The sequence below is a fragment of the Azospirillum sp. genome (genome assembly GCF_050789165.1).
On record NZ_JBOZRT010000027.1, the window covers coordinates 1 to 12713 of the forward strand.

General features: G+C 70.5%; 15 protein-coding genes. All 15 read left to right on the forward strand.

Going from position 1 to position 12713, the window contains the following annotated elements; translation table 11 throughout:
- The first annotated feature begins 112 nt into the window (after positions 1-112).
- Positions 113-1729, forward strand: coding sequence for an urea ABC transporter permease subunit UrtB (urtB, locus tag ACRWK7_RS04925; RefSeq protein WP_431855081.1), 1617 nt, complete (start codon positions 113-115; stop codon positions 1727-1729).
- Positions 1730-1897: 168 nt separating this feature from the next.
- Positions 1898-3037 (forward strand): urea ABC transporter permease subunit UrtC, encoded by a 1140-nt coding sequence (gene urtC, locus ACRWK7_RS04930; protein ID WP_431855082.1) that lies wholly within the window; start codon positions 1898-1900, stop codon positions 3035-3037.
- A complete protein-coding gene (gene urtD, locus ACRWK7_RS04935) occupies positions 3030-3836 on the forward strand; it encodes an urea ABC transporter ATP-binding protein UrtD (protein WP_431855083.1) in 807 nt (268 codons plus the stop codon). Before urtC ends, urtD begins: the two co-directional genes overlap by 8 nt.
- Before the next feature lie 3 nt (positions 3837-3839).
- A complete protein-coding gene (urtE, locus tag ACRWK7_RS04940) occupies positions 3840-4535 on the forward strand; it encodes an urea ABC transporter ATP-binding subunit UrtE (RefSeq protein WP_431855084.1) in 696 nt (231 codons plus the stop codon).
- A gap of 23 nt (positions 4536-4558) precedes the next feature.
- Positions 4559-5482 (forward strand): urease accessory protein UreD, encoded by a 924-nt coding sequence (locus tag ACRWK7_RS04945; RefSeq protein ID WP_431855085.1) that lies wholly within the window; start codon positions 4559-4561, stop codon positions 5480-5482.
- Positions 5483-5646: 164 nt separating this feature from the next.
- Positions 5647-5949 carry an urease subunit gamma gene (locus ACRWK7_RS04950; RefSeq protein WP_431855086.1) on the forward strand — a complete coding sequence of 101 codons (303 nt, stop codon included), beginning with the start codon at positions 5647-5649 and terminating at the stop codon, positions 5947-5949.
- A 9-nt stretch (positions 5950-5958) separates the two neighbouring features.
- Positions 5959-6264 (forward strand): urease subunit beta, encoded by a 306-nt coding sequence (locus ACRWK7_RS04955; protein WP_431855087.1) that lies wholly within the window; start codon positions 5959-5961, stop codon positions 6262-6264.
- A gap of 1 nt (position 6265) precedes the next feature.
- A complete protein-coding gene (gene ureC, locus ACRWK7_RS04960) occupies positions 6266-7975 on the forward strand; it encodes an urease subunit alpha (RefSeq protein WP_431855088.1) in 1710 nt (569 codons plus the stop codon).
- An 11-nt stretch (positions 7976-7986) separates the two neighbouring features.
- Positions 7987-8463 (forward strand): urease accessory protein UreE, encoded by a 477-nt coding sequence (ureE, locus tag ACRWK7_RS04965; protein ID WP_431855089.1) that lies wholly within the window; start codon positions 7987-7989, stop codon positions 8461-8463.
- A 116-nt stretch (positions 8464-8579) separates the two neighbouring features.
- Positions 8580-9266, forward strand: a complete 687-nt coding sequence (locus ACRWK7_RS04970) for an urease accessory protein UreF (protein WP_431855090.1) — start codon at positions 8580-8582, stop codon at positions 9264-9266.
- Positions 9263-9910: an urease accessory protein UreG gene (gene ureG, locus ACRWK7_RS04975; protein WP_431855091.1), complete on the forward strand. Its 648-nt coding sequence runs from the start codon at positions 9263-9265 to the stop codon at positions 9908-9910. The genes ACRWK7_RS04970 and ureG overlap by 4 nt, the downstream gene beginning before the upstream one ends.
- 70 nt (positions 9911-9980) lie before the next feature.
- Positions 9981-10715: a hypothetical protein gene (locus ACRWK7_RS04980; RefSeq protein ID WP_431855092.1), complete on the forward strand. Its 735-nt coding sequence runs from the start codon at positions 9981-9983 to the stop codon at positions 10713-10715.
- The gene (locus tag ACRWK7_RS04985; RefSeq protein WP_431855093.1) at positions 10699-11073 is read left to right on the forward strand and encodes a hypothetical protein; all 375 of its coding nucleotides are present in this window, start codon (positions 10699-10701) and stop codon (positions 11071-11073) included. Before ACRWK7_RS04980 ends, ACRWK7_RS04985 begins: the two co-directional genes overlap by 17 nt.
- A 293-nt stretch (positions 11074-11366) precedes the next feature.
- The gene (locus ACRWK7_RS04990) at positions 11367-11741 is read left to right on the forward strand and encodes a response regulator (protein ID WP_431855094.1); all 375 of its coding nucleotides are present in this window, start codon (positions 11367-11369) and stop codon (positions 11739-11741) included.
- On the forward strand, positions 11738-12713 hold a 976-nt coding region (locus tag ACRWK7_RS04995; RefSeq protein WP_431855095.1), incomplete at its 3' end, for a HAMP domain-containing protein. The genes ACRWK7_RS04990 and ACRWK7_RS04995, both read left to right, overlap by 4 nt.

The following is a 12713-nucleotide window of genomic DNA, read 5'->3' on the forward strand; positions in this document are numbered from 1 at the left end:
CCCCCGGGGGGTGGGGGGCGGGCCGGTCGCGGGGGACTGAGAACGTCCGCGATGCGGGGCCCCCTCACCCCGACCCTCTCCCCAGGGGGGAGAGGGAGACAAGGGGAACACCATGCCGACCGCCCGCCTGCTCTCCGTAGTCTTCCTGTTCCTAGCTCTCTTCACCGCCCCCGCCCGCGCCGACGACGCCGCGTTCTCCGCCGCGCTGTCCGGCCTCGCCGCCGACGGGTTCGCCGAGAAGGCCGCCGCGGCCGAGCGGGTCGCCGCCACCGGCGACGCCCGCGCGCTCCCCGTGCTCCAGGCCATGGAGGCCGGCGCCCTGTTCGTGCGCAAGGAGGACGGCAAGCTCGTCACCGGCGCGGTGAACGGGCGCGAGGTCACCATCGCCGACCCGCTGACCGGTGCCACGCTGGGCACCGTCGCCAGCCGCGACCTGACCAAGGTCACCGTGAACAACGCGCTGCGCAGCGCGATCTCCGCCGCGGTCGGGCGGCTCGACCTGACGTCGCCGGACCCGGCGCGCCGCCTCGCCGCCGTCGAGAGCATGGCGCGCAACGCCACGCCGGAGACCGCCGCCAAGCTGCGCGACGCGCTGGCCCGCGAGACCGACCCCGGCGTCAAGATCGTCATCGCCCGCGCCTTCGCCCGCGCCGCGCTGACCAGCGCGGACGCCGCCGAGCGCCTGAAGGCCATCGAGGAGCTGTCCTCCGTCCAGACCGCCGAGACGCGCACCCTGGTCGCTCCCCTGGCCAAGGACCCGGACGCCCAGGTGCGCGCGGCGGCCGACGCCCTCGTCTCCGCCATCGAGCGGCGCGAGACGCTGACCGCCGGCGCGCTCACCCTGTTCCAGGGGCTGAGCCTCGGCTCGGTGCTGCTGCTGGCCGCCGTCGGCCTCGCCATCACCTTCGGCGTGATGGGCGTCATCAACATGGCGCACGGCGAGATGATCATGCTCGGCGCCTACACCGCCTTCGTGGTGCAGGAGGCGTTCCGCGCCTTCCTGCCGCCGGGCGTCTTCGGCCTCTACCTGATCGTCTCCATCCCCGCCGCCTTCCTGGTCGCCGGCGCCGTCGGCGTGGCGCTGGAGCGCGGCATCATCCGCTTCCTCTACGGCCGCCCGCTGGAGACCATGCTGGCGACCTGGGGCATCTCGCTGATGCTGCAGCAGGTGGTGCGCTCGATCTTCGGCGCGCCGAACAAGGAGGTCGCCAACCCCGCCTGGATGACCGGCGCGTGGGAGGCGCTGCCGGGCCTCGTGCTGACCTGGAACCGCATCGCCATCATCGTCTTCGCGCTGGCGGTGCTCGGCGCCCTGGCGGCGACGCTGCGCTACACCAGCCTCGGCCTGCAGATGCGCGCGGTCACGCAGAACCGTTCCATGGCGGCCAGCATGGGCATCCGCACCGGCTGGGTGGACGCGCTGACCTTCGGCCTCGGCTCCGGCATCGCCGGGGTGGCGGGCGTGGCGCTGTCCCAGGTCGGCAACGTCAGCCCGAACCTGGGGCAGGGCTACATCGTCGACAGCTTCATGGTGGTGGTGTTCGGCGGGGTGGGCAGCCTGTGGGGCGTGCTCGCCGGGGCGCTGAGCCTGGGCGTCGTCAACAAGATCCTCGAGCCGTACGCCGGCGCCATGCTGGGCAAGATCCTGGTGCTGGTCTTCATCATCCTGTTCATCCAGAAGCGCCCGCGCGGCCTGTTCGCGCTCAAGGGCCGCGCGGCGGAGGCGTGAGACATGCGGAACCTGTTCGCACCGGGCCCCCTTCCTCCCATGCTTCGCATGGGCCCCTCCTTCCCCCACTACGCGGGGGCAGGTTTTAAAGCCCTCCCCCGCGAAGTGGGGGAGGGTTGGGTGGGGGCCCAGCGCCTGAACTCTTCCATGCGTCGGGAGGCGTAAGCGATGGGTCCCCTAACCTCCCGTCTCCTGGCCCTGGAATCCCGGCGCGGCTGGTCGGTGTTCATGGGCCTGCTGGTGGTGGCCGCCGGGCTGGTGCCGGTGCTGCACCTCGCCACCCCGCCGGACTCGGTGTTCCACGTGCCGGCCTACATGGTCAGCCTGCTCGGCAAGTACCTGTGCTACGCGCTGCTGGCGCTCAGCCTCGACCTCGTGTGGGGCTACGCCGGTGCCCTGTCGCTGGGGCACGGCGCGTTCTTCGCGCTGGGCGGCTACTGCATGGGCATGCACCTGATGCGGCAGATCGGCGCCCGCGGCGTCTATGGCAACGCCAGCCTGCCGGACTTCATGGTGTTCCTGAACTGGAAGGAGCTGCCCTGGTACTGGTGGGGCTTCGACAACCCGGTGTGGACGCTGCTGATGGTCGTCGCCGTGCCGGGGCTGCTGGCCTTCGTCATGGGCTGGTTCGCCTTCCGCTCGCGCATCAACGGCGTCTACTTCTCGATCATCACGCAGGCGATGACCTTCGCGCTGATGCTCGCCTTCTTCCGCAACGAGATGGGCTTCGGCGGCAACAACGGGTTGACCGATTTCAAGGACGTCCTGGGCTTCCCCATGCAGGCCACCGGCACCCGCGTCGGCCTGTACGTCGCCTCGGCGCTGCTGCTGGCGGCCGGGTACCTGGCGGCGCGCTTCATCGTGTCCTCCAAGCTCGGCCGCGTGCTGATGGCGATCCGCGACGCCGAGAGCCGGGTGCGCTTCCTCGGCTACGACGTCACGGCCGCGAAGCTGTTCGTCTTCACCGTCTCGGCGGTGCTGGCCGGGCTGGCGGGCGCGCTGTACGTGCCGCAGGTCGGCATCATCAACCCGTCGGAGTTCTCCGCCGCCAACTCCATCGAGGTGGCGATCTGGGTGGCGGTCGGCGGGCGCGGCACGCTGGTCGGCTCGATCCTCGGCGCCTTCACGGTGAACGGCGCCAAGAGCTACTTCACCGGGGCGGCGCCGGAGGTCTGGCTGTTCTTCCTGGGCGGCCTGTTCATCCTCGTCACGCTCTTCATGCCGAAGGGGCTGATGGGGCTCGCCGGGCAGCTCAAGGCGCGGATCAAGAAGGGGGGCGTCCCGGTGGCGCAGAACAAGAATGCCTGACGACAACAGCGTCTCCCTCGCCGAGCCGTCCTACGGCGTCGCCGGCGATCCGCACCCGGCGCACGGCTCGATCCTCTACCTGGACGGCGTGCACGTCGCCTTCGACGGCTTCAAGGCGATCAACAACCTCAGCCTCGTGCTGGCGCCCGGCGAGCTGCGCACCATCATCGGCCCGAACGGCGCCGGCAAGACGACGATGATGGACATCGTCACCGGCAAGACCAAGCCGGACAAGGGCGACGTGCTGTTCGACGGCGGCGTCGACCTGACCAAGCTGGACGAGACGCGCATCGCCAACCTCGGCATCGGCCGCAAGTTCCAGAAGCCCACGGTGTTCGAGCACCTGACCGTGTTCGAGAACCTGGAACTCGCCCTCAAGTGCGACCGCCGCACCATGAGGACGCTGTTCTTCATGCTGACCCGCGAGCAGGCCCGCCGCATCGACGAGGTCGTGGCGCTGATCCGCCTGGGCGACCGCCTCGGCAGCCCGGCCGGCGCGCTCAGCCACGGCCAGAAGCAGTGGCTGGAGATCGGCATGCTGCTGATGCAGGAGCCCAAGCTCGTCCTGCTCGACGAGCCGGTGGCCGGCATGACCGACGCCGAGACCGAGCGCACCGCCGACCTGATCCTGGAGATCAACCGGGACCGCTCGGTGGTGGTGGTGGAGCACGACATGGAGTTCGTGCGCCGCCTGGGCGCCAAGGTGACGGTGCTGCACGAGGGCTCGGTCCTGGCCGAGGGCTCGCTGGAGACGGTGCAGGCCGACCCGCGGGTGATCGAAGTCTATCTGGGGCGCTAGACCATGTTGACCGTCGAGAATGTGCACCTGTACTACGGCGCCAGCCACGCGCTGCGCGGCGTCTCGCTGGAGGCGCCGAAGGGGGCGGTGACCTGCCTGCTCGGCCGCAACGGCGTCGGCAAGACCAGCACGCTGCGCGCCATCATGGGGCTGGAGCAGGCGCGCTCCGGCCGCATCGGCTGGGAAGGGCAGGAGATCGGCCGGCTCGCCACCGCCGACCGGGCAAGGCGCGGCATCGGCTTCGTGCCGCAGGGCCGCGAGATCTTCCCGCGCCTGACCGTGCTGGAGAACCTGCAGACCGGGTTCGCGCCGCTGCCGAAGGCGCAGCGCTCGATCCCCGACGAGATCTTCGCGCTGTTCCCGGTGCTGAAGGAGATGCTGCACCGCCGCGGCGGCGACCTGTCGGGCGGGCAGCAACAACAATTGGCGATCGCCCGCGCCCTGGTGACCCGCCCGCGCCTGCTGATCCTCGACGAGCCGACCGAGGGCATCCAGCCCTCGATCATCAAGCTGATCGGCGAGGTCATCAAGACGCTGGCGGCGCGCGGCGACATGGCGATCCTGCTGGTCGAGCAGTATTTCGACTTCGCTCGCGAACTGGCCGACCGCTTCGCCGTGATGGACCGCGGCGAGATCGTGCTTGCCGGGACATCCTCCGACATGGTCGAGTCCGACGTGCGCAGACACCTGACGGTCTGATCCTCGTGCCGGATTCGCCGCTGATGCCCCCTCCCTATCCCTCCCCCGCCTTTGGCGGTGGAGGGAACTCCGCCGCCTCGTCGGTAGCCCCCTCTCCCGCAACGCGGGGGAGGGATGGGGAGGGGGCACCCGCGCCCAAGCGCCTGACCATCCACGGCCGCGCCACCGTCGCCTTCGACCACGGCCGCCTGCGCGAGGTCTACCACACCGACCCGCTGCGCTTGCTGTTCCCGACGCCGGCGTCCAGCGACCCGCCGACCGCCGTGGTGGTGACCACGTCCGGCGGGCTGGTCGGCGGCGACCGGCTGGAGATCGCGGCCTCGGTCGGCGAGGGCGCCTCCGCCCTGGTCACCGCCCAGGCGGCGGAGAAGGTCTACCGCTCGGCCGGCGAGGACGTGCGGTTCGACGTGCGTCTGGCGGTCGGGGACGGCGGCTGGCTGGAGTGGCTGCCGCAGGAGACCATCCTGTTCGACGCCGCCCGCCTGCGCCGCACCACGTCGGTGGCGGTGAACGGCTCCGGCCGGCTGCTGGCGGGCGAACTGCTGGTGTTCGGCCGCATCGCGCGCGGCGAGCGCTTCACGCAGGGGCTGGCGCGCGACGCCTGGGAGGTGCGCCGCGACGGCCGGCTGGCGTGGGCCGACGCGCTGCACCTGGACGGCGACGTGGCGGCGCTGCTCGACCACCCCGCGGGCTTCGCCGGGGCGACGGCGTACGGCACCATCCTGTACGTCGGCCGGGACGCCGCGGACCGTCTGGACGCCGCCCGCGCCCTGCTGGAGGACGTCGCGCCGCACGCCGCGGCGACGGTGCTCGGCGAGGTGCTGGTGATCCGCCTGTTGGGCAAGGATGCGCAGCGGCTGCGCACCGACTTCGGCCGGGTGTGGGCGGGGCTGCGCAAAGCCTTGAATGATCTACCGGAACGGTTGCCGCGGCTGTGGCATGTGTGAGGGAAAGCCCTCGCGGCGGTCCCCCACCCCATCCCTCCCCCACTGCGCGGGGGAGGGGGACGAGCGGCGGAGTTCCCTCCCCCGTCGAAGATGGGGGAGGGTTAGGGTGGGGGACGGGCGCCGGCGCCTTGCCTAACGAAAGAAGAAGCGAAGGGGAACCAGGGATGAACCTGACACCGCGGGAAAAGGACAAGCTGCTGGTCGCCATGGCGGCCGTGGTGGCGCGCCGGCGCCTGGAGCGCGGCGTCAAGCTCAACCACCCCGAGGCGGTGGCCCTAATCACCGACTTCGTCGTCGAGGGGGCCCGCGACGGCAGATCGGTGGCCGAGCTGATGCGCGATGGCGCCAGCGTCCTCACCCGCGAGCAGGTGATGGAGGGCATCCCCGAGATGATCCACGAGATCCAGGTGGAGGCCACCTTCCCCGACGGCACCAAGCTCGTCACCGTCCACAACCCGATCCGCTGAGGTGCGCGCATGATCCCCGGCGAAGTCATCACCGCCCCCGGCGAGATCGAGCTGAACGCCGGCCGTCCCACGGTCACGCTCGACGTCGCCAACACCGGCGACCGGCCGATCCAGGTCGGCTCGCACTATCATTTCTACGAGACCAACACGGCGCTGTCCTTCGACCGCGCGCAGGCGCGCGGCATGCGGCTGGACATTCCGGCCGGGACGGCCGTGCGCTTCGAGCCGGGGCAGACCCGCACGGTGACGCTGGTCGCCTACACCGGAGCCCGCGTGGTGCACGGCTTCAATGGCAAGATCAATGGAGCGCTCTGACATGGCTCATCGCATCGAGCGCGCCGAGTACGCCGCGCACTACGGCCCGACCACCGGCGACCGCGTGCGCCTCGCCGACACCGACCTGATCATCGAGGTCGAGCGCGACCACACCATTCCCGGCGAGGAGGTGAAGTTCGGCGGCGGCAAGGTGATCCGCGACGGCATGGGACAGGGGCAGGCGACCCGCGCCGAGGGCGCCGTCGACACCGTCATCACCAACGCGCTGATCCTTGACCACTGGGGCATCGTCAAGGCCGACATCGGCCTGAAGGACGGGCGCATCGCCGGCATCGGCAAGGCCGGCAACCCCGACGTCCAGCCGGGCGTCACCATCGTCATCGGTCCGGGCACCGAGGTGATCGCCGGCGAGGGCAAGATCGTCACCGCCGGCGGCATCGACAGCCACATCCACTTCATCTGCCCGCAGCAGGTGGACGAGGCGCTGTACTCCGGCGTCACCACCATGCTGGGCGGCGGCACCGGGCCGGCGGCGGGCACCAACGCCACCACCTGCACGCCGGGGCCGTGGCACATGGCGCGCATGCTCCAGGCCGCCGAGGGGCTGCCGATCAACCTGGGCTTCTTCGGCAAGGGCAACGCCAGCCGCCCGGACGCACTGATCGAGCAGATCGTGGCCGGCGCCTGCGGCCTCAAGCTGCACGAGGACTGGGGCACCACGCCCAAGGCCATCGACACCTGCCTCACCGTCGCCGACCAGTACGACGTCCAGGTCGCCATCCACACCGACACGCTGAACGAATCCGGCTTCGTCGAGGACACCATCGCGGCGTTCAAGGGGCGCACCATCCACGCCTTCCATACCGAGGGTGCGGGCGGTGGCCACGCGCCGGACATCATCAAGGTGGCCGGCCTGCCCAACGTGCTGCCCAGCTCGACCAACCCGACCCGGCCGTTCACCGTGAACACGGTGGACGAGCACCTGGACATGCTGATGGTGTGCCACCACCTCAGCCCGCGCATCCCCGAGGACGTCGCCTTCGCCGAGAGCCGCATCCGCCGCGAGACCATCGCGGCCGAGGATATCCTGCACGACCTCGGCGTCTTCTCCATGCTGTCGTCGGACAGCCAGGCCATGGGCCGCGTCGGCGAGGTGGTGATCCGCACCTGGCAGACCGCGCACAAGATGAAGGTGCAGCGCGGCCGTCTGCCGGGCGAGACGGGCGAGAACGACAACGCGCGGGTGAAGCGCTACGTCGCCAAGTACACCATCAATCCGGCGCTGGCGCACGGCATCGCGCAGCACGTCGGCTCGGTCGAGGTGGGCAAGCTGGCCGATCTGGTGGTCTGGTCGCCGGCCTTTTTCGGCGTGAAGCCGGACATGGTGCTGAAGTGCGGCACCATCGCCGCGGCGCCCATGGGCGACCCCAACGCCTCCATCCCGACGCCGCAGCCCGTGCACTACCGCCCGATGTTCGGGGCGTTCGGCAAGGCGATGCCGGCCAGTTCGGTGACCTTCGTCAGCGCCGCCGCGCTGGACGCCGGGGTGGGTGACCGGCTCGGCCTGACGCGCCGGTTGCTGGCCGTGCAGGGCTGCCGCAGCATCGGCAAGGCGGGGATGATCCACAACGGCGCCACCCCGCACATCGAGGTCGATCCGGAGACCTACGAGGTGCGCGCCGACGGCGAACTGCTGATCTGCGAGCCCGCCGCGGTGCTGCCGATGGCGCAGCGCTACTTCCTGTTCTGAGGCTTTTCCCGATGAGACGAGCGACCACGGTGCACGCCGCCGGTTCCTGGCCCGAGGGGCAGGCCGCCGGCAGCGTCACCCTGACCTACGACGACCGCTTCCGCCGCCGCGTGCGGCTGACCGACGACGCCGGCGAGCCGTTCCTGCTCGACCTCGCCCGTGCGCAGGTGCTGAACGACGGCGACGGGCTGGAGTTGGAGGGTGGCGGGTACCTGCGCGTCCGCGCCGCGCCGGAACGGCTGGCCGAGGTGCATTGCCACGGCGAGGGCGACCTCGCCCGCGTCGCGTGGCATCTGGGCAACCGCCACCTGCCGGTGGAGATCGGTCGCGGCGTGGTGCGGCTGCGCTGGGACCACGTGATCGTCGACATGCTGCACGGGCTTGGCGCGCACGTGCACGAGGTGATGGCCCCCTTCACGCCGGAGCAGGGGGCGTATTCGGGCGGGGGCGGGCATCATGGGCACGATGACCATCACCATGACCATTGAAGCATCGCGTCGGGCCCCCACCCAACCCTCCCCCATCTTTGACGGGGGAGGGCTCGGACTCCCTCCCCCGCGCAGTGGGGGAGGGCTGGGGTGGGGGCCCAGCGCGGGAACCTCTCATGGCTGATGCGCTGCTCCGCCTCCTGGCGTGGCTCAGCCCGTCGTTCCCGATCGGCGGCTACACCTACTCGCACGGCGTCGAGCAGGCGGTGGAAGCCGGCTTCGTGCGCGACCGCGCCTCGCTGGCCGGCTGGGTCGCGTTCATCCTCGAACACGGTGCGGGACGCTCCGACGCCGTGCTGTTCGCCGCCGTCCACCGTGCCGTCGAAGCCGGCGACGAGGCGTCCTTCGTCCGGGCGCTCGAACGCGCCGACGTCCTGCGCGGCAGTCGCGAGATGGCGCTGGAATCCTCTGCCCAGGGCACGGCGTTCCTGTCCACCGTCGCCGCCGCGTGGCCGCTGCCCGGCCTGGACCGGTGGCAGGCCGTCATCGCCGCCGAACGCCGCGCCCCGGCGCACGCCGTCGCCGTCGCGCTGTGCGCCGCGCTGGCCGGCATCCCGCTGAGCGCCGCCCTCGCCGGGTTCCTGCATTCCGTCGCGGCGAACCTCGTCTCCGCCGGCGTGCGCCTCGTCCCCCTCGGCCAGACCGACGGGCAGCGCGCGCTCGCCGCCTTGGAGCCGGTCGCCGCCCGCGTCGCCGCCTGGGCCGAAACCGCATCGCCCGACGATTTCGGCAGCCGCGCGCCGATGGTCGATTGGACCTCCATGACCCACGAAACCCAGTACACGAGGCTGTTCCGCTCATGACCCTGACCGCCGCCCCGATCACCAAGAGCCATTCCGGACCGCTGCGCGTCGGCATCGGCGGGCCGGTGGGCTCCGGCAAGACCGCGCTCACCGACGCGCTGTGCAAGCGCATGCGGGAGGGCTGGGAGGTCGCCGCCATCACCAACGACATCTACACCAAGGAGGACGCGCAGTTCCTCACCCGCTCCGGCGCGCTGGCGCCCGAGCGCATCATGGGCGTGGAGACCGGCGGCTGCCCGCACACCGCCATCCGCGAGGACGCCTCCATCAACCTCGCCGCGGTGGACGAGATGGTGAAGCGCTTCCCGAACCTCGACCTGATCTTCATCGAGTCGGGCGGCGACAACCTGGCCGCGACCTTCTCGCCGGAGCTGGCGGACATCACGATCTACGTCATCGACGTCTCCGCCGGCGACAAGATCCCGCGCAAGGGCGGGCCGGGCATCACCCGCTCGGACCTGCTGGTGATCAACAAGATCGACCTCGCCCCGCTGGTCGGCGCCAGCCTGGAGGTGATGGACCGCGACGCGAGGAAGATGCGTGGGCCTCGGCCCTTCCTGTTCTCCAACCTGAAGAGCGGGCAGGGGCTGGACGACATCATCCGGTTCATCGTCACCGCGGGGGGCCTGCCCGAACCGGGCTGATCCTTTGGCCGTACCGCACAGGCCATTGGTCAGATTGACTTAATCGCCGGAGGGGCGGCAGGGTGCGGGCATGGCCCGTCTCGCACTCGACCCCTTTACCCCCGAACAGCCGCTGAAGGTCGCGCAGCAGTACGTTGCGCTGATCCACAACGTGCTGGAGCGCCGCAACGACCTGGACTCGGAACACGTGCGCCGGGTCGAGCAGACCATGGAGCTGATCGCCAACCGCGTGATCGCCGAGGTGCGCTACGACGCCGAGCGGCTGATGTACCTGGCGGAGCGTGCGGCCGCCGACGGCTTCCCGGTGCACGAGCAGCTGATCGAGGTGGCCGGCGAGCACGAGGCGGAGATCAAGCGCCTCGGCAACGAGGTGATCCGCGAATACAAGGCGCTGGCCCGCAAGCTGCAGATGCCGCAGAAGGTGCAGGCCGTGGTGCGCGACGTCACCGAGGCGGCGGAGCGCTTCCAGGACGAGTGGCTGACCATCATCCGCCAGATGCGCCACCGCGCGCTGGCCATCGGCCGCCGCCGCGTGCCCGACCTGACGCTGGTGGTGGCGGGCGAGCTGTACACCGCCGCGCTGGCCGAGGCCGGCGGCGCGCCGGAGGAGATGTCGCTGCGCCCCAGCATCGCCGGCGACATGATCGTCTACGAGATGGTCATCCCGGTCGCCCCCGCCCTGCTGGAGGACACCGTCCGGCTCGCCGCCATGGTCGATGCGATGCACGACCACGTGGAAACCATGGCGCCGCACCTGTGCGGCGGTCTCGCCCTGAGGTTCGTCGCCCGTGACCATGCTGCCTGACCATTACCTCGCCCTCGCCCGCGAGACTCTGGCCGCGCCGCAGGCGGGGGAGCCGCACTGGCGCGCCGCGACCCGCTTCGCCTACGACGCGGTGTTCCTGACCGTGGCGGCGGCGGTGGACCTCGACCCCACCACCTTCGCCGGCAACACGCGCGCGGTACGCGAGGCGCTGACGGCGGCCGACACCGCCTCGGCGCCGGCCTTCATCCGGCTGGCGCGGCGGCACTGGAACACGCTGTGGTTGGCCAGCCTGCGCGCCGAACGCGGCCTGGAGGACCCGGTGTCGCACGCCGAGGCGAAGCTCAGCGTGGCGCTCGCCGAACGGGTGCTGGCCGCCCGCACCGCCGGCCTGCAATAAAGCGTCAATAGCCGTGAATACAGTGACGCTGCCGCTGCCCGCGGCGGCGGTGGCTTCGCCTGTCGATTCTTCGAATGTTCAAATCACCGCCGCGACGATGCGTCGCGATTTGTCGGGGTAATAGCCGGAATGGTGTAGGCGAATACCGTTTCGTCCCGGGTTTTATGCGTTACCGCTTTGGTCATATAGAACCTCTTCAGGCAAGAGCTTGGTATCGAGTGCGACTACATTCTCAACCCAGCCCAAAGTGTAACGCCATGGGGATGGGTATGTCTGGAGGGGGCAATCCGAACTTGACCGGAGGCGGCCAGCACCGGGTGCTGATCGTCGAGGACGAGCATCTGGTGGCCATGTCGCTGTCGTTGATGATGGAAGACCTCGACCATGCCGTGTGCGCCGTCGCCCCGACGGGCGCCGCAGCCATCGAGGCGGCCGGCGCGCACCGGCCCGATCTGGCGCTGATCGACGTCGGCCTGCGCGGCGGGATGGACGGCATCGAGACGGCCGGCGTGCTGCGCGGCATGGGCATCCCCTCGATCAGCCTGTCCGGCGAGGCCTCGCCGGAGGCGATGGAGCGGGCCGGCCGGGCCGCCGTCCTCGACTTCGTCCAGAAGCCCTACACCCTCGACCGCCTGCGCGCCGCGCTGGCGAAGGTGACCGCCCAATGACCGACGAGCGCCAATCCTCCCCCAAGGCACCGGGAAACAAGAACAAGCCGATCCTGAGGATCACGATGCCCGAGACCACGTCCGTTGAGTTGACCGCGCGCGACCTTCTGGCCGCGCTTCGCCGTTTCAAGAAGGGCGACTTCTCCGTCCGCCTGCCGCTGCATCTGACGGGCATCGACGGCGAGATCGCCGAGGCCTTCAACGACGTGGTCGAGCTGAACGAGCAGATGACCGAGGAGTTCGGCCGGCTCAGCTCGGTGGTGGGCAAGGAAGGCAAGATCAGCCAGCGCGCCAAGCTCGGCGGCGCCACCGGCAAGTGGGAGAAGTGCGTCGATTCGGTCAACACGCTGATCGGCGACCTCGTGCAGCCCACCAACGAGGTGGCGCGCGTGATCGGCGCGGTGGCGAAGGGCGACCTGTCGCAGACCATGCTGCTGGAGATCGACGGGCGCCCGCTGCGCGGTGAGTTCCTGCGCATCGGCAAGATCGTGAACACCATGGTGGGCCAGCTGAACAGCTTCGCCAGCGAGGTGACCCGCGTGGCCCGCGAGGTGGGTACGGAGGGCAAGCTCGGCGGTCAGGCCCGCGTGGAAGGCGTCGCCGGCACGTGGAAGGACCTGACCGACAACGTGAACGCCATGGCGGCCAACCTGACCGCCCAGGTGCGCAACATCGCCGACGTGACGACCGCGGTGGCGAACGGCGACCTGTCGAAGAAGATCACCGTGGACGTGAAGGGCGAGATCCTGGAGCTGAAGAACACCATCAACATCATGGTGGACCAGCTCGGCTCCTTCGCCTCCGAGGTGACGCGCGTCGCGCGCGAGGTGGGCACCGAAGGCCGGCTGGGCGGTCAGGCGGTGGTGAAGGGCGTTGCCGGCACGTGGAAGGACCTGACCGACAACGTCAACCTGATGGCGACGAACCTGACCGCGCAGGTCCGCAACATCGCCGAGGTGACGACGGCGGTCG